The organism is Drouetiella sp. (genome assembly GCF_059504425.1).
In genome coordinates, this window is record NZ_JCACIN010000109.1 from 1 (window position 1) to 16,033 (window position 16,033).

At 51.0% G+C, this 16,033-nt stretch carries 15 protein-coding genes and 1 tRNA gene; 6 read left to right on the forward strand and 10 right to left on the reverse strand.

Annotation, left to right across the window (positions count from 1 at the left end):
• Window positions 1–395: 395 nt before the first annotated feature.
• Window positions 396–1,157: an aquaporin Z gene (gene aqpZ, locus AC5JMP_RS24200; protein WP_495854063.1), complete on the forward strand. Its 762-nt coding sequence runs from the start codon at window positions 396–398 to the stop codon at window positions 1,155–1,157.
• Window positions 1,158–1,325: 168 nt separating this feature from the next.
• Here the strand turns inward: aqpZ and AC5JMP_RS24205 are convergent, their stop codons facing one another.
• The 3 genes from AC5JMP_RS24205 to moaC form a co-directional block, all read right to left on the reverse strand.
• Entirely contained in the window at window positions 1,326–1,628 is a 303-nt protein-coding gene (locus AC5JMP_RS24205; RefSeq protein WP_495854064.1) for a DUF3181 family protein, read from the reverse strand.
• A gap of 20 nt (window positions 1,629–1,648) precedes the next feature.
• Complete coding sequence (locus AC5JMP_RS24210) at window positions 1,649–1,912, reverse strand: hypothetical protein (protein ID WP_495854065.1); 264 nt, start codon at window positions 1,910–1,912, stop codon at window positions 1,649–1,651.
• Window positions 1,913–2,086: 174 nt separating this feature from the next.
• A complete protein-coding gene (gene moaC / locus AC5JMP_RS24215; protein WP_495854066.1) occupies window positions 2,087–2,581 on the reverse strand; it encodes a cyclic pyranopterin monophosphate synthase MoaC in 495 nt (164 codons plus the stop codon).
• A 66-nt stretch (window positions 2,582–2,647) separates the two neighbouring features.
• Here moaC and AC5JMP_RS24220 point away from each other — a divergent pair.
• A tRNA-Arg gene (locus AC5JMP_RS24220) sits at window positions 2,648–2,721 on the forward strand.
• A 362-nt stretch (window positions 2,722–3,083) separates the two neighbouring features.
• Complete coding sequence (locus AC5JMP_RS24225) at window positions 3,084–3,992, forward strand: phytanoyl-CoA dioxygenase family protein (RefSeq protein ID WP_495854067.1); 909 nt, start codon at window positions 3,084–3,086, stop codon at window positions 3,990–3,992.
• 156 nt (window positions 3,993–4,148) lie between these two features.
• Here AC5JMP_RS24225 and AC5JMP_RS24230 read toward each other — a convergent pair whose 3' ends face one another.
• Window positions 4,149–5,333, reverse strand: coding sequence for a DegT/DnrJ/EryC1/StrS family aminotransferase (locus tag AC5JMP_RS24230; protein WP_495854068.1), 1,185 nt, complete (start codon window positions 5,331–5,333; stop codon window positions 4,149–4,151).
• Window positions 5,334–5,717: 384 nt separating this feature from the next.
• Here AC5JMP_RS24230 and AC5JMP_RS24235 point away from each other — a divergent pair, with 384 nt between their 5' ends.
• On the forward strand, window positions 5,718–6,809 hold the full coding sequence (locus AC5JMP_RS24235) for a hypothetical protein (protein ID WP_495854069.1): 1,092 nt from the start codon (window positions 5,718–5,720) through the stop codon (window positions 6,807–6,809).
• 106 nt (window positions 6,810–6,915) lie between these two features.
• Here the strand turns inward: AC5JMP_RS24235 and AC5JMP_RS24240 are convergent, their stop codons facing one another.
• The gene (locus AC5JMP_RS24240) at window positions 6,916–7,854 is read right to left on the reverse strand and encodes a tetratricopeptide repeat protein (RefSeq protein WP_495854070.1); all 939 of its coding nucleotides are present in this window, start codon (window positions 7,852–7,854) and stop codon (window positions 6,916–6,918) included.
• 539 nt (window positions 7,855–8,393) lie between these two features.
• Here AC5JMP_RS24240 and patR point away from each other — a divergent pair.
• The gene (gene patR / locus AC5JMP_RS24245; RefSeq protein WP_495854071.1) at window positions 8,394–9,776 is read left to right on the forward strand and encodes a heterocyst master regulator PatR; all 1,383 of its coding nucleotides are present in this window, start codon (window positions 8,394–8,396) and stop codon (window positions 9,774–9,776) included.
• A gap of 97 nt (window positions 9,777–9,873) precedes the next feature.
• Here the strand turns inward: patR and AC5JMP_RS24250 are convergent, their stop codons facing one another.
• The 3 genes from AC5JMP_RS24250 to AC5JMP_RS24260 all read right to left on the reverse strand — a co-directional run bounded on the left by AC5JMP_RS24250 (window position 9,874) and on the right by AC5JMP_RS24260 (window position 13,539).
• Window positions 9,874–11,298, reverse strand: coding sequence for an FAD-binding domain-containing protein (locus tag AC5JMP_RS24250; RefSeq protein ID WP_495854072.1), 1,425 nt, complete (start codon window positions 11,296–11,298; stop codon window positions 9,874–9,876).
• Window positions 11,299–11,482: 184 nt separating this feature from the next.
• Entirely contained in the window at window positions 11,483–12,628 is a 1,146-nt protein-coding gene (gene gshA, locus AC5JMP_RS24255; RefSeq protein WP_495854073.1) for a glutamate--cysteine ligase, read from the reverse strand.
• 140 nt (window positions 12,629–12,768) lie between these two features.
• Entirely contained in the window at window positions 12,769–13,539 is a 771-nt protein-coding gene (locus AC5JMP_RS24260; RefSeq protein WP_495854074.1) for a class I SAM-dependent methyltransferase, read from the reverse strand.
• 64 nt (window positions 13,540–13,603) lie between these two features.
• Between AC5JMP_RS24260 and sixA the strand changes: the two genes are divergently transcribed.
• Entirely contained in the window at window positions 13,604–14,095 is a 492-nt protein-coding gene (gene sixA / locus AC5JMP_RS24265) for a phosphohistidine phosphatase SixA (protein WP_495854075.1), read from the forward strand.
• Window positions 14,096–14,125: 30 nt separating this feature from the next.
• Here sixA and AC5JMP_RS24270 read toward each other — a convergent pair whose 3' ends face one another.
• A complete protein-coding gene (locus AC5JMP_RS24270) occupies window positions 14,126–15,319 on the reverse strand; it encodes a site-2 protease family protein (RefSeq protein ID WP_495854077.1) in 1,194 nt (397 codons plus the stop codon).
• 137 nt (window positions 15,320–15,456) lie between these two features.
• The gene (gene psaK, locus AC5JMP_RS24275; protein ID WP_495854076.1) at window positions 15,457–15,720 is read right to left on the reverse strand and encodes a photosystem I reaction center subunit PsaK; all 264 of its coding nucleotides are present in this window, start codon (window positions 15,718–15,720) and stop codon (window positions 15,457–15,459) included.
• Window positions 15,721–16,033 lie beyond the last annotated feature (313 nt).

Sequence of the window (16,033 nt, forward strand, 5' to 3'; positions counted from 1 at the left end):
CAAAACTTTATTAGTGCCATTCCCTATTCTATCCTGCCCTTCAGGGCACTACCAAAACTTGAATAAAAAACTTAGATAAAAACTGACTCAAAGCAATGAGCAACACCTTCTAAAGTTCTCTTTGCCGATATTATTTCTATATCTTTTTAAGATACAAAAAGCTGAGACTCAATGCGTAATAATGCCCCAAGCCTTAAATTTGTTAAGGTTTGGTTGCGCAAAAGTTGAGTGACTGCGTCTCTACTGTAGAATTTTGAAACTTCAGTAGAACCACAGAGACCTAGCGATTGTTTCTTTGGCTCAAAGCGCTGAATTGAGACAGCTAGTGAATAGCCCCCTCTCGAATGCCATGTCTGATATCACTTCACCTCGATCCCTGTTAAGGAGTTAATAAAATGCCACTTACAAAGCGCTGTATTGCTGAATTTATCGGCACATTTTGGCTGGTGCTTGGCGGTTGCGGTAGCGCCGTATTTGCGGCTGGTTTCCCCTATGCTGCGGCACCTGATGGAGCTTCTAATTTCTTCGGTTTAGGTTTCTTGGGCGTATCTCTCGCTTTCGGTCTAACGGTTTTGACCATGGCCTATGCGATCGGTCATATCTCCGGTTGCCATCTCAATCCGGCGGTATCTTTTGGGCTGTGGGCAGGCAAGCGCTTTCCCGGATCTGAGCTTTTGCCTTACATCATTGCTCAAGTTTTGGGCGCAACTTTGGCGGGTGGACTCATCTTCCTGGTTGCTAACGGTAGGGAAGGATTTGCCCTGACAGGAAGCAATCCGCTGGCTACTAATGGCTTTGGCGTGCATTCTCCAGGTGGCTATGCGCTGGTAGCCTGCTTCATTGCTGAAGTTGTTTTCACCTTCATGTTCTTGATGATCATCTTGGGCGCAACCGATCGTCGGGCACCTCAAGGTTTTGCTCCGATTGCGATCGGCATGGCTCTAACTCTGATTCACTTGATCAGCATTCCCATCACCAACACCTCGGTTAACCCTGCACGTAGCACAGGCGTCGCTTTGTTTGCGGGCGTCGAGCTGATTAGTCAACTCTGGTTGTTCTGGTTAGCTCCAATCCTGGGTGCGATTCTGGCGGGTTTCCTCTACAATTCGGTGTTTGAAACCAGCATCATTGAAGAGCGTGTTAGAGAACATGTCTAGACTCAATTGACGTCTTGATACGTAAAAGAAGAGGGTTGCGGCAACATGGCGCAACCCTCTTCTTTTAGTTATGTAGAGCCACAGGTGTTAAGACGCTTTGCACTTGATTAAGTAGTGGCTATGACTAGAGCAATGCTTTGAGCGATGCTTTAGAGATGCAGTGCTGGTCTATAAATTTCGCTGAAACTCTTCTAGAACATCCATCAGATGCACCTGAGACTGCATCGGCAGCAGGTCAGATAAAGGAACTTCTCGCTTGCCACCCCCCAGCTTAATAGAAATTCCTTTGAGCACCTCTGAAACTTGTTCTTCTGAGATACTGCCTTGGCTTAATAGAGGATAAAACTGCTCGGCTAGGGGAGTCGATAAATGAGCGTCATTCAGATAAAGATGCCACTTCGCTACGTCTATATAGACGTTCTCACCGATCGCTCCAGCCAATTTTTCGATCGATTCACTTGAGTTAGCCATAAGATTTGACTCCAAAAAAGTTAACCCTGACGGGAAGAGGCAGCGGGATCAGAATAGTCGGCGATCGCAAAAATATAGACCGCGTGGCTGACTAAAATTGCCAGCGAAATACCTGTAAACCATATAGTCCATGTCCAGTCTGCCTCTTGAATAATGCGAGCAAACCAGGCTCCAGAATTAAAGCAACCAAAAGCAGCCACATGTACCGCAAAAGTCATCCGGTCGTCGAGCTTGCGGAAGTCAGCGTCTTTGCGATCGGGCTTACGAGACCAACGGGGAGGCATAGATTGTGCGGGGTAAGGAACGGGCGAAGATGAGAGTTTCCTGTCTTGATCTTCTCTCTTTATTTCTTATCTTCTCTCTCCATTGTATAGTAACCGCCTTGGCGGTTAGGACGGGGACATTTTTGGTGGGGCGCTCGCGCCCCACCAAAAATGTCCTAAGCAAACTGGCGACAGCTATAGAAGGGAATAGTCGCCAGATTTGCCGCCTGTCTTCTGCAATAGGTAGATAGCTTCAATCTGAATGGATTTTTCCAACGCCTTCGCCATGTCATACAGCGTGAGCGCCGCGATCGAAACCGCCGTCAGCGCCTCCATTTCCACTCCGGTTTCGGCTTTAATTTTCACCTCAGCCTGAATTTGATAGCCCGGTAGCTCAGCATCCGGCGTAATTTTCACCTCTACCTTGTGAATCGGCAAAGGATGGCAGAGCGGAATCAGGTTTGCGGTTTGTTTAGCCGCCATAATGCCAGCCAGCCGCGCCGTACCCAAAACATCTCCCTTGGGCGCATTGCCCGACTGAATGGCAGTGAATGTTTCTGGCAGCATTCGCACCCGACCTACGGCGATCGCCGTTCTCACGGTCTGCCCCTTTGCAGAAACATCCACCATTTGAGCCTGCCCTTGAGCATCTAGGTGGGTGAGAGATTCAGAAGAAGGATTTTGTGACATGAGATTTTGCGGCAGAGAATTTTGTATGCTACGATGTGAATCGTTACAAGAAATTGTACGCTACAAGGGTGTGTAGCTCAGTGGACCAGAGCACGTGGCTACGAACCACGGTGTCGGGGGTTCGAATCCCTCCTCGCCCGTTAGTAAAAAGTAAAAAAAGCAGCAGAGGGTTAGTCCTCTGCTGCTTTTTTCAAGTCTCTCTGAACCTTACAGGGCGATCGTCTTGGGTCGTAAAGGGTTCATTAGCACTCTCAAAGAATCCGCGTCGGTCAGCTTCAATTAGGCGTGGAATTACCCTGGTTGGAGGGTAGCAACAAACCTGATTCAATCAGTTCAATTGGCATATGAGTTTGTGAGAGGTGGAGTAGGCTACGCCCCACTTCTCACAAACTCTTTGGGATCGCCATAGCATCTTTATTCACACTTTATAAGCTTCTTCCTGGAGAGGATTCGGAATTCAGAAATTTACAGTAGGTACGCCTACGAAAGGATAGTAATTTCTATGATTCATTACTTCTCGATTCAGGAAACTGAAAGCATTAAAGATTATTACAGCGAGAACGGATATGTAGTCGTAAAGGACGTTATTTCTGAAGCCGAGCTTGACTCCTTCTCCAAAAGCTATGAACATCTCAAATCTTCTAAGGGATACTACTTCAGGTCTCAAGATACTAACCGAGCTGAACGCTTACAGATCAATGAAAAAGGATTTATAGAGCGATCGATTCTTCATCCTAACGAGCTTGTTTTTCAAAAAGGATTTAAATCGCTCACTGAAAAGATTGTCTATTCAAACCGCATTTCTCAGCTCCTGTCGCTCATTGGCAGCTACGAGAAATATATTGTTTGGCAAACTATGTTTTTTGATAAGTCGACTGGAACAGTACCCCATCAAGATCATTACTACCTGGACAGTACGCCTCCCGGAAATTTGATTGCCTGCTGGTTTGCGCTTGAAACGATTCATGAAGATTCGGGAGCCTTCTTTGTGGTGCCTAAGAGCCACAGAGGCCCATTAATTAGTAAGCAAGCTGAAAATTTTGAAGATCATGAAGAATATGTTGTCAAAATAAAAAAACTGATTGATGAGCAGAAGTACGAATTCCAGCCAATGCCGCTTCAGAAGGGTTCGGTACTGTTGTGGCATCCGTTTTTAATTCATGGAGCTTTTTCTAATCAAAATCCAAATTATTCTAGAAAGTCCTTTACAGCTCACTATGTGCCCAGCGCTTGCAGCCCTCGTGCCTCCGCTCCGACAGCCTCTACGTTTAACCCCAATATTTTGACCTGGAAAAAGAGCAATCTAGAGCAGGCTAAGGCTTATCTTAACTATGTCCGCTATTGGGCAGAAGTTAATTTCAGAAGCAAAAATATCCGTCCAAAAATGGAAATGCGGTCATCAGAGTACTAGAGTGTGCTTCAGATCGCACCTTCCTCTCTTCTTTCCTTATTGCTGTATGGTTTCAGTTCAGGTTGGTTCTCTAATCATTTTTTTGAGAGGGGTTCTCTATGCTCCTCTCAAAACACTACACCCCTCTCAAAAAGTGATCGGGTTTAGAACCTGACTTTAAGTTTGAATGAGGCAATCCTTTAGGGTATAGACTACTTGCTCCTGCTGCACGAGCGATAGTTCTGGGAACATCGGTAAGCTAAGAACTTCGCGCGCCATCTGTTCAGCAATGGGCAGATCGCCAGACCTGTAGCCTAACTCAGCATAGACGGGCTGAAGGTGCAGAGGTATCGGATAGTACACCATTGAGCCAATTCCCTGCTGCTGAAGCTGTTGGCGAACTTGGTCTCTGCGGTGCTGACTCAAATCTTTGGCACGATCGCCTGAATCTAGCACTTGCCCTGAGTCTATTAACCGATCTGTATCCAATAAGCGAATCGTGTATTGATTCCAAACGCTTGTGCCACCCGCGATTGCCTGAGGGGTCACTATTCCAGGTAGCGGCTGAAGCATGGAGTCATAGCGATCGGCAATGGCTTGTCGTTGGGCGTTCCAGATATCGAGATGGCGCAGTTTGATGCTGAGAATGACGGCTTGCAGGGCATCTAAGCGGCTGTTGACTCCGATCGTTTCACAGGCATAGCGTTGCCGCTGCCCATGGTCTCGCAGCATTCGCAGCTTGGCATCGATTGTGGCATCGTGAGTTGTCATTGCGCCGCCATCTCCGCAGGCTCCCAGATTTTTAGTGGGGTAGAAGCTGAAGCAGCCAATGTGCCCGATGCTGCCGAGCTTTTTGCCTTGCCAGGTGCCTCCGGCAGACTGGGCACAATCTTCGACCACCCAGAGGTTATGGGAATGGGCGATCGCCATCAGTCGAGTCATGTCTACGGGCTGCCCAAAGAGATGAACCGGAATAATTGCCTTAGTGCGCGGGGTAATTGCCGCTTCAATTTGGTTCAGATCTAAATTAAACGTCTGGGGATCAATGTCTATGAAGACAGGCTTAGCACCTACCGCGCTGATCACGCCTGCCGTGGAAATGAAGGTAAAGGGCGAGGTAATCACCTCATCTCCTGCCCCAATGTCAAGCGATCGGAGCGCCAAAAACAGAGCGTCAGTTCCAGAATTGCAGCCAATGGCGTGGCTTGTGCCAATGTATTGGGCAAACTGCTGCTCAAACTGATCGACCGGAGCACCACCAATGTACCGACCTGAAGCCAGGATCTCTAGCGCGGCAGCGCCAACCTCTTCACCAATTAGCTTAAATTGTTCGTTGAGATCGAAAGGGGGGATGAAATTCACTCGCTTACACCACACAATCTTGTTGATACGATCGAAACAGCATTATCTTCTCTTATCTCCTTAGAATGGTGAAGCCTTAGGAGAGTTTCTTTCTAGGGCTTATGAGGATTGGTTGCAACTTTTCTCCTGGTTCTCCTGTCCTGATGTCTAGAGAAGCTTCTGGAAACTGAAAGAGAGTGTGCATGAGCAGTTGACAATCGGGCATTGCTGATTTCATGAGCGATTTTTTCTGAAAGGAGCGCTCCGCGACCCTTTCAGAAAAAATCGCCCTCAGGTTAAGCAGTGCGGATTGAGCAATGCCGACAAGTGTTGTGCTGATTCAGCCCAAACTTCGCTACTCTGATCATAGGATTTTTAAGAATTGCGGTTGATGAGATCGGATTTATGCCAGCTTTACAGATCACAGCGCTTCCCCCAGCCCTTCATCGATTTGCACAGAATCCTTCAGCCATTGCGGCGATCGCCTCTTTCGGCGCTCATGCCCTGCTGTTTGCGCTGCTTCCTCTTCTGCCCAGCGCCAGCCTGAGCACTCAAGAGCCAGAAATTAAGCGATCGGTGGGCGTGGTTGAGCTAACGCCCGCAGAGCAAAATCGTTTGCCCGAAATTTCCAATTCGCTGATAGAGTTGCCGTCGATCGCCCGTCAGCCGTTGCCCTCATTACCCTATTCACTGAATCCTTTACCTGACCCACCTGCGCCTTCTGAACTACCGCCCTATCCTGGATATTCTTCTTCCACCTCCGATCCAATTCTCGATATTTTGCGGCAATACTCTGATGCTTCTAAGCCAGTCCTTGTTGCGCCGCTTGCGCCGCCTCAGCCCGCTGCGCCTCCATCTAAGCCCGCTGAGAGTTTAGCCCCGCGCCCCAATGGCGAGACGCAACCCGCTCCTAGTGTCCCCAATGCTACACAGACTAACCCCAGCAGCCCTTCAGATACTTCCCAGACAGATACTTCCCAGACAGCAGACGCTGGTTTGCCTTTGCCGCGATCGCTAGATGAGGTTCGTCAGGCTCAGGTTGAGCGGATTCGGCAGCGACGCGAGCAGCTTGCTCAGCTCTCAACCGACGATACAGGCATCGGCGATGGTGCGGTTGCTGCCAATATGGGAACTTGGTCACAGGCGGCTGGGGCTTGGCTAGGCGGTGACGAGCAGAAATTTAACCAAATTAATTTCAAGGAGCCGACCCAGATTGTGGCAGTTTATCCAGAGGCGGCTTGTCCCCTTCAGGAGACGCGATCGGTCTGGGTGGGCGTGCTAGTGGGCGTTGACGGCAAAGTCGTGAATGAAGCGGGAAATCGTCCGCAGATTCTGCAAGGCTCCAGTTATCGTATTTTCAACCAGAAGGCGATCGAAGATGCGATCGCCCACTCATTTGAGGCAACGGGAGAGAAGAAGGCTGCTATCCTCCAGGTGAACTACGAGTACACTCCAGAAGCCTGTCCAGATAAGGCTTCACCTCAACCCAATCAATAAATCGGCGTTGCTGATTTTAGGGATGAATTTTGTGTGAGAGGGGCGCGGAGCGCCCCTCTCACACAAAATTCATCCCCCGAATGTAATGAAGCCAATACCCAGTCCTTTAAGGTGATTCTGGACTTGCTTCAGGTGCAGCGCTAGGAGCTGGGGCTGCTGTCTCTGCGCTGGGCGAAGGGGCAGGTTCACCTGTACTTGGTGAAGGTACAACACTCGCCGCAGGGCTAGGTGACTCTCCAGCAGCAAGCTGGTTGATCTGATCCTTAAACTGCGCAGGTGCTAGAGCCGCTGCAGATGTGAAGAGCGGCTGAGCTTCTTCGGTTTTGCCCTGATCTTGCAGAACTAGCGCTTTACCTAGCAGCGGGCGAAAATCTTCCTTGTTGCTCTGAGCTGCTTTGTCGTAGGTGGCGATCGCTTCGTCATAGCGCTGCTGCACGGCGTAAACCTGCCCCAAGAGCATCTCTACCGAAATCACATCTACGCTTCCAGGTTTGGCTTTATTAACCTCATCTGCGCTCTTGAGGGTGTCTTGGAGCAGCCCAATCGCCGCTTCGGGACGCTGTTGCTGCATGAGCAGGTCAACTAACCCTTTGAGGGCATTCATGTCGCCGCGATTGAGTTCTAGTACGGCACGGTAGGCTTGAGCTGCGCCTTCGCGATCGCCTGTTTGTTGTTTTGCCTGTGCCAGCAACACGCTGTAATTGGACTGATCGGGGTTGAGTTTCGCCAGTTTTTCGAGCGGCGCAATAATGGAGTTAATTTTGCTGGGGTCAGTTCGGCTCTGGGCAATGCGCGTATCAACCAGACCCCGTAGGGCAATTTGGTTGTCTGGCTCGCGTTGAAGCACCAGCTCATAGCCCCTTGCCTGGGCTTCTAAATCTTCTTTGGGCGAGGCGCTGGGGCTGAGACTGGGCGAGGGACTGGCGATCGGATTGTTATTTTGCAGCGCCTTCGTAAACGGCACAATGACGGACACTCCAACAAAAGCCAGCGTGGCAATAGACAAGACTGCAATGACAACCCAACGATTACGCTGCTTAGACACAAGACAACCCCAAACTTAACTGCCACTAACCTCACCTATTATTAACCACATCTGCCGGGACACACCCTCTATTGCAAAATTGGTGCAAAATCAGGAATTAATTTTTTGGAAGAGCTTGGAGCTTCATAGCGCCACGCGTTTAGATCCAATGCGCTATTTTTCGAGAACCGCGCTCAGCGCTGTACCTGTTCGATCGCCCCGAAACAAGTCGTCGCGCAAATCGTCATGCAAATTGTCACAAAGCATGGGGCAAGTGTGTGGCTATGATGAATCTCAGCCGAGTCTGGCGGGGAAATCCCTGATTGAGGCAAGTTGGAGACGTATAAACAGATTGGATGAATGCCGTGTGAGCCATAGCCCATAGCCCCTTTGCAGACCGATCGCAGAGTAGCTTGAGCCTGAATGTTAACCTAGTGTTTGATCCTGCATTAGGATTGGATGGTCGGTTGATGAGATGACCAGAGGGTCTGGTGATCCTGTTCGAGCTGCTGTGTTGATTGGCGGTCAGCCTTTGACTGCTGCACCCTGAAGGAGGTTTTATGAGTTCTGCCGAGAGCAAATCCCCTCGATCGCCCAAAACGAGTCCGTCCTCTAACGTCCCCGTAAACGTCCCTATATCAGTAGAACCGTCGTCAGCAGAACCAATGGATCAGCATCCAGATTCACCGACCATCGCACCGCCTCCCGCTCTTCCTACCTCACCAGAAGTCATGTCATCTACAGTTCCCGATCCATCAGATACCGTGAGCCTTTCTCAACCCTCTCCTGCCATCTCTCCAGGCAATTCTGAAGATTCTGACAGTTCAACGTCAGAATCTTCAGAATTGCCCAAAGCGCAGAAGTCTATGGCGATGCGGCAGCAGCCTATTCCACCTGCGAGTGAGCCCATGCAGTATCGAGCGATCGGGCTAGTGCGCGGCAAATATGCTCCCTCAGAAGAGCAGTTTACGCGCGGCTTTCTGGTGACAGATGATGGCGTTTCGATTGATGCCGTACTGTTGGGGCGGGTGATGAGCTTAGTCAAAAAGCACCTAGATCTGGAGCAGTCTCATCTGTGGGTGGTGTATCCTCGTACCCGTGAGAAGGAGTACGATCTGCATGTGCAAATTGTGGGAGTTTGGGAGCCAGAAAATCTCAACTCAACCCTAGAAGCGGATGAGGCCACGGGCGAAGAGGCTTTTGAAGAGACGGCTGAATCTGATCTTGGAGATGATGTTGAGGCTGCTATTGATAAAGCTGTGCTACCTGCTCAGACAGAAGCTTCTGTAGAGGCTGCTGCCAAAGCGCCTGAAGAGGAAGCCGCTAGCCCCTCTGAGACAGCCGTTGAGGCACCTTCAACCCCTGGTGAGACCGCTACAGAAGAGCCGATCGAAGATTTTGACGATCGCTACTTCTCGGTTAGAGGCGAAGTCGTTTTCCACTCTCCAGAAAATGAGCAGGTTTTGGTGAAAATTCGCCGCATCCAGCGTCAGGGAGACAAGCAGTCGAAAGCCTTTAAGGTTGTGCTAAGAGGTGCGCTAGAAGGCGGCAAATCCGTTGGCTACTTCTGGGAGTTTAATGTGCAGCGGCAGGAGAATATCTTGACCATTCAAGATGCGACGCTGATCAAGATGGTGCCCCCTCAGAAGGGAGAAGGCGGCAACAAATTTTCAAGAGGTCCACGGCGAGGGGCACCTCCGGGCGGACGCAAGCGTTGGGATAGTGGGTCTGAATCGGCTCCGCCACGCCGGGAAGGGGCTGTGCCTCGTCCATCTCGTCCGGTGGGCGATCGTCCGGTGAGCCGTCCGATGAGCGATCGTCCGCTAGGCGGCGATCGTCCGGTGAGCGATCGTCCTTCCCGTCCGGCAGTGCCGCGTGAGCGCAAGGAGCCAGCCACCAAACCTGTTTTGAAGCGACGTAACTCAGAGCCTTCAGAGTCATAGACTTATGTCTCGTGAACAAATAAACCCAGATAACTTTTTCAAAAAACTTATCTGGGTTTATTAAACTTGCAACCCCAATAAACCATAAGCCAGAGGGCTAGCCCAGTTTCTGCTGCTGATAGAGTTGCTTAAACAGCATTTGCTGCTTTTTGTGATCCACGATCGGCGCAGGGTAGCCACAGCGATGGCGATCGCCTGCGTCAATTTTTCCAGTCACCAGCGCTTCGGTGTCCAAACTGCGTAACTCTGGCAACCACTGCCGAATATACTCGCCGTCTGCGTCAAACTTCTGAGCCTGACTCGCCGGATTAAAAATACGGAGCGGCTTTGGATCCATGCCGCTAGAAGCACTCCACTGCCAGCCGCCGTTATTGGCAGACAGGTCGCCATCTACCAGCTTCTGCATAAAATATTTTTCGCCCCATTGCCAGTTAACGATCAGATCCTTGGTGAGAAAACTGGCAACAATCATGCGGCAGCGGTTGTGCATCCACCCTAGCTCGTTGAGCTGACGCATGGCTGCATCGACGATCGGATAGCCCGTCTGTCCTTCACACCAGGCTTGAAAATGGTCTTCGTTATCGCTCCAGGGAAAGTTTTTGAAGGGCGGGCGATAGGCTCCTTCGGCAAGCTGAGGAAAGAAAAACATGGCGTGCTGATAAAACTCGCGCCATGCTAACTCCTGCTGCCAGGTTTGGATGTTGGTGCGGGCTTCGTCGCTGCGGCTGTCGTCACAGACCGTCTGAGCGGCTTGCCACACGGTACGGATGCCGATCGTGCCAAACTTGAGGGCAGCGCTGAGGTGAGAGGTACCCGTCACGGCAGGGAAATTTCGCTGCTCCTGATATTCGCCTAAAGCCCGATCGCAAAACTCCCGCAGATGATCCTGAGCGGCAGAAGTTCCGGGTGGCAGTATCAGATCATTGTCCCAGACAAAGCCCAGCGCTTTGGCAGTCGGTAGAGCGATCGCTCCCGCCTCTGCCGCCTTCTGCTCTTGTGCCGTCAGCCCTTCTGCCCCTGCAAAATCTTTGGCTGGACTGGCTTTGCTCTTACTTAACCAGTTTCGCCAAAAAGGAGTGTAGACCGTGTAGGGTTGATCCGCGCCTGTCATGATCTGTTTGGGAGGATGCAAAAGCTGATCCCAAAAGGTTTGAACCTCAATGCCTTCCTGTTGCAGGGCTTCACCGACTTGGCGATCGCGATCTCGTCCATAAGGCTCAACATCTCGATTCCAAAATACGGCTTTGGCAGGAAAGGCTTTCGCTAGATCGGGCAATTTTTGTAGCGGTGAACCTTTGAGAATCAAGAGCTGGCTTCCTGCTTGAAGGTACTGCTCCTGAAGCTCTTTGAGGCTGCCGATTAGATAAGTAACTCTTGCCGGGGCAACATCGCCGTCTAAAATGCCAGGATCGAGACAAAAGACCCCAACGACTTTGGCAGTTCTTTCTCTTGCGGCTGCCAACCCAACGTTGTCGATCGCTCTTAAATCTCGACGATGCCAAAAAATTATGAGATCAGCCATGCTTTGCCTTTGAAATTATCGGTCACTAGAACATTGCAAATATGTACTTACAGCAATTTTCAACTGCATAAACCACAGTTATTTTTTAGAAGCCCCGCAGGGCTTCTAAAAAATAACCCACGCCTAACCCAGCGCAAAACGCCGCACTACACTTTGAGGACTACCTGCCCATCGATCTCATGCCTCATGCAGCCACCTGGAGCAGATCACTAGCCAGCGCAAGCTCTTGTTTAGCTGTTTCTTGAATGGCTTGCTGCATGACGCTACGCACATCTCCACCTTGATCGATCGCCTTTAGCCAGCGTTGCGCCTCGTTTCCTTCTCGTAACACTTTCTTCAGGGGCATCAGGAAGCAGCTAAAGCCCTGCTGTTTTGATATTGACCAAGTTTCCTGGTAGAGCTGCTCAATCCAATCCTTAGCAATAATAGGGCTGCCATCCTTCCAATGGCGCAGTTCTGCCTCTAGGCTGCTATGGGCTGCAGCTGTCTCGTTAGCATCCGTTAGGGCAACCAAATCTTCAGCGCGGGTCGAGGCAGGTAGGATACTAGACTCTAATGGATCAAGGCCGGGGTCAGCGATGAGCTGCATAATCCGGGCTTCCAGCAGCGCCGAGATAGCTAGGAGCGTCACTGGGTCACTGACCATATCGCAAATGCGTAGCTCTAAGCGATTGAGATTGTAGGGACGGCGATCGCCGTTGGGTCGCACTGCCGACCAGAGGTGCCGCACGTTCTGCATGGTACCTAGCTTGAGCTGTTCTTCTGTCCAGCGCACGTAATGGGCATGGCTTTCAAACAGCGGCACATGGGGCGGAGTCTTGGGGAACACGCTCCAGCGAGAAGAATGAGAACCTGTGACTTTGTTGTCTAAAAAAGGCGATGCTGCACTGAGCGCCAGATAGAGCGGAGCCTCGACTCGCACCAGCCGACAGGCGCGCATCAGCGTTTCTGGATCAGAAATTCCAACGTTGATGTGGATGCTGGCGGTAACGACCGTGGTGCCATAGGTCTGCTCAATATAGTCATGATAGGGATTGCCGGGATCAGAGCGATCGAAATGATCTCCTCCTCCGGTCGAGAGCGTGCTGCCGGGAATCAGCGTGTAGTCGCCGAGGGTTTTGAGATACGATCGCAGCTCATGTCGGGGACGCACCAGCTCACAGAGCAGCCGTTCATAGCGGCAGAAGGGAGCCGTGGTGTATTCTACGTTGCGGGTGTCTGGCTCTCGCACAAAGCCATGTAGGTTTGCCACAATCTGATCCGAGAAGCCAACGATGTCGCCCTGAGGTGTTCCTGTATATATTTCGACTTCAAAGCCTTTCGTCAGCATATTGATTCCTCTAGATTCAGATCTCTCTTTTTAGTCTCTCTTCATTAAGTATCAAGGAAAACTAGACGTTGCATCCTTCTGGTGGTCTAGCCCGACTGCCTTTTCTCGCCACTGCCCTTTCTCGCTACTGCCCTTTCTCGCTACTGCCCTTTCTCGCTACTGCCCTTCTCACCTGCACTCTTTCCAAAAGTCATCAAATGCTGTTGCGGCAGCGAATCCTGAGTTTGTTGCCAGATTAGCCCCACCGCCTGCATTTCTTTTTTGACCTGGCGTTGCGTCATTTTGTGCAGTCCTTTGATTGGGATCAGCGGATTCTCGCCTCGGTACTCTAGCAATACCACCCTGCCGTCAGGCTTTAGCGCCTTAACGATGCCCTGCATCATTTCTCTGGGATACTCAAACTCATGGTAAGCATCAACGATGATCGCCAGATCAATGCTGTTATCGGGGAGGTTGGGATGATCGACTCTGCCCAAAATTGGCTCAACGTTGGTAATTCCCTTTTCTCGGCTCAGAGAATTGAGAATCTCGATCATTTCAGGCTGTACATCCACCGCAAAGACTTTTCCTTGCGGCAGCCGATCGCTCATCCGAAAGCTGAAATACCCAGTTCCTGCCCCAATATCGGCAACAACATCGGTGGGCTGAAGGTTAAGAGCGGCGATCGCCACGGCAGGTTTTTCTTCAACTTCGCGGCTGGAGCGCTCTAGCCACCCTGCGCCCTGATGACCCATGACTTGAGCGATTTCTCTGCCCATGTAAAATTTGCCAATGCCGTCGGGGTGATGAACTTCGCGCGTTTCATAAACGGTAGAACTGCTGACGGGAGGTGCGATCGGCACACTGCAAGCCGTGACCAGCAGTAGGCTCACGAACAGAGCCAGTATCCGGAATCGAAGAAATTTCAGCATTAGGTGAGAGGCTATTGAGGATAAACCAGATACCCTATTAGGATAAATCAATCCCCCCTTCCCTATGAGCGCGATCGAACTTTACCTCATCCGTCACGGCATTGCCGCTGAGCATGGCATCTACCCTAAGGACAGCGAACGACCGTTAACCGATGAAGGGCAGGAAAAAACCAGGCAGGTTGCCCAGCGGCTGTATGAGTTAGACATTCGGTTTGACTTGATTCAGACGAGTCCGTTGGTACGCGCTAGACAAACTGCCAATATTTTGCAGTCAGCGGGGCTGGGGCAATCGCTAGAAGAATCCAGCCATCTAGCTCCAGAAGGCAGCTTTGAGGACTGGGTTTCCTGGCTGCGATCGTGGAAGGGAGAGAAACTTGCGATCGTGGGGCATGAGCCTAATTTGGGCGAGTGGACAGAGCGACTCGTCTGGGGCAGTGTCCATCATCAGATTGTCGTCAAAAAAGCGGCGGTGATCGGCTTGCTACTGCCCGAAACGGGATCTCCTGCCGGAAAAAGCCAGCTATTTTGGCTGACTCCTCCCAGGCTGCTGCTGTAGAGCATTATGCTGAAGGTTTTTGGCAAACCGTTACTCGGAGGCGGCTTTGGCGATCGCTGCCAGCTCTAATCCGGGTGGGTATGCGCCCTCTGCCTTAATTTGCCGAATCATCTCATCGGAGATCAGCAGCTTCATCTTTTCGGCAAGAGCACGGACAATATCACCGCGATCGATCACGCCCGTCACGGCTCCGGCAGGAGACAGTACCGTGATCCGCCTCAGCTGGTCAGCTTCCATCTGCTCAATCACGGCTTTAAGAGAAGTCGATTCTGTCACCGAGGGGATTTCTGTTAGAGGGTGGGTGATAGCGCTCAGAGTCTGCGTTTCCCAGAGGCTGCGCTCAATCTCACGCAGGTCTTCCACCTGAACCAGCCCCCGATAGCGTCCGTCAGAAGCTGCATAGTAAACAGGCTGTGCTTCACTCAAGAGAAACTCATCGGCAAACTGGCGCAGCGGCATATCGGCATCCACCACCCGAAACTCTCGCGTCATAGCGGTTGCTGCCGTAATCTGCATGAGCGCCTGTTGCAAGTTGGTAACTTGCAGATAGCTGCTGGCATTTCGCACTCCAAACCAGCCGAGCAAAGCAATCCATAGAAAGCCGAACTCAAAGAATCTAAGGTATGCCGCAAGACCCAGAATAACTGCCGTCCAGCCTAGCATCTGTCCGGTTCTGGCAGCCCAGCGAATGCCCTTCAAGCGGCTACCCGTCGCTTTCCAGATGGTGGCTTTCAAGACCTGTCCCCCGTCTAGAGGCAAGCCAGGAATCATGTTGAATAGCGCCAGGACAAGATTGGTGAGCGCCAAGCTATCGACTACGGCGATCGCGGGTGCAGGCAGCGGCAGAAAGCGCATCAGCGACAGCCCCAAGAACAGGCTAAAGCTAACGGCAGGTCCTGCGATCGCCACCTGAAACGCTTGCCCTGGGGTTTTGGACTCTTGATCGATCGCGGCAATACCCCCAAACAAAAACAGCGTAATTGAGTTGACGGTGATACCCTGCGATCGGGCGACTAAGCTATGCCCCAGCTCATGCAGCAATACCGACCCAAACAGCAGCACCGCCATCGAAAACCCCGCTGTCCAAGCCCAAACTGATCCCCAAGGTTCTTGCTGCCAGCCAAGGGCATAAGAATAGGTGATCAGCGCCAAAATGAAAAACCATGACCGATCTATCAACAAGGGAATGCCGAAGACCTTACCAACTCGCCAACCCGATCGCATGAAGACTATACCCACTGTTTGGACTTCTCAATTGTATCGAGTCTGCGATCGGTCATGTTTTCCAGGGAGATTTTATAGCGAAAGGATTCTTGGCGTGAGTCAAGAATCCCTTCCAAGATGAGTTTTACAGGACTACTCTAAAGCAAACCTGCATTGCTCAGCCCCAGGATAAAGCCCGTGCCCAATACATGCCCGAAGCTAGTGGTTGCCAGCAGTTCTGGAATGCCGAAGCCTGTGAACATTGCGGGCATCTCTGCTGGCAGCTTGGGGCCTACCCCACGATTTTGGATTGCATAGTAGCCGACGGCGATCGCAAACAGATTGCAGGTAATCATGACCAGCGCGACACTGGGCGACCAGGTAGCAGTGCGGGCAGTGGCGATCAGTAGTGAGTAAGTCAAAGTCTTATTCTCCTAATCTAATAAATGTTGTAGATGTGCAGCTTGTAGAAGTGCCTAAAGATTATAAAAATTGACCTGCAACAAAAGATATTTCGTTTGAAGAATTAACAGTTTCCGACAACTTAGATACAAAACTTTTTGAACATACCTCTTTTTCTGATACTGACAAGAGTATGTTTGAGAGCTAGCGTTCCGGCCGAGCGTCTGCAAGTCACTTTTGCGACACCGTCAAGATTTCTCGACAGCCCGCTCCAGCGGATTATGGGGGTACGGGGCTGAAATTGAGTAGTACACTCGATTTCAAGACTCGGAG

Excerpts from the sequence above, each read along its gene's own strand:
- aqpZ (WP_495854063.1), top strand. The coding sequence starts at position 396 with ATGCCACTTACAAAGCGCTGTATTGCTGAATTTATCGGCACATTTTGG.
- AC5JMP_RS24205 (WP_495854064.1), bottom strand. The coding sequence starts at position 1,628 with ATGGCTAACTCAAGTGAATCGATCGAAAAATTGGCTGGAGCGATCGGT.
- AC5JMP_RS24210 (WP_495854065.1), bottom strand. The coding sequence starts at position 1,912 with ATGCCTCCCCGTTGGTCTCGTAAGCCCGATCGCAAAGACGCTGACTTC.
- moaC (WP_495854066.1), bottom strand. The coding sequence starts at position 2,581 with ATGTCACAAAATCCTTCTTCTGAATCTCTCACCCACCTAGATGCTCAA.
- AC5JMP_RS24225 (WP_495854067.1), top strand. The coding sequence starts at position 3,084 with ATGATTCATTACTTCTCGATTCAGGAAACTGAAAGCATTAAAGATTAT.
- AC5JMP_RS24235 (WP_495854069.1), top strand. The coding sequence starts at position 5,718 with ATGCCAGCTTTACAGATCACAGCGCTTCCCCCAGCCCTTCATCGATTT.
- patR (WP_495854071.1), top strand. The coding sequence starts at position 8,394 with ATGAGTTCTGCCGAGAGCAAATCCCCTCGATCGCCCAAAACGAGTCCG.
- AC5JMP_RS24250 (WP_495854072.1), bottom strand. The coding sequence starts at position 11,298 with ATGGCTGATCTCATAATTTTTTGGCATCGTCGAGATTTAAGAGCGATC.
- gshA (WP_495854073.1), bottom strand. The coding sequence starts at position 12,628 with ATGCTGACGAAAGGCTTTGAAGTCGAAATATATACAGGAACACCTCAG.
- AC5JMP_RS24260 (WP_495854074.1), bottom strand. The coding sequence starts at position 13,539 with ATGCTGAAATTTCTTCGATTCCGGATACTGGCTCTGTTCGTGAGCCTA.
- sixA (WP_495854075.1), top strand. The coding sequence starts at position 13,604 with ATGAGCGCGATCGAACTTTACCTCATCCGTCACGGCATTGCCGCTGAG.
- AC5JMP_RS24270 (WP_495854077.1), bottom strand. The coding sequence starts at position 15,319 with ATGCGATCGGGTTGGCGAGTTGGTAAGGTCTTCGGCATTCCCTTGTTG.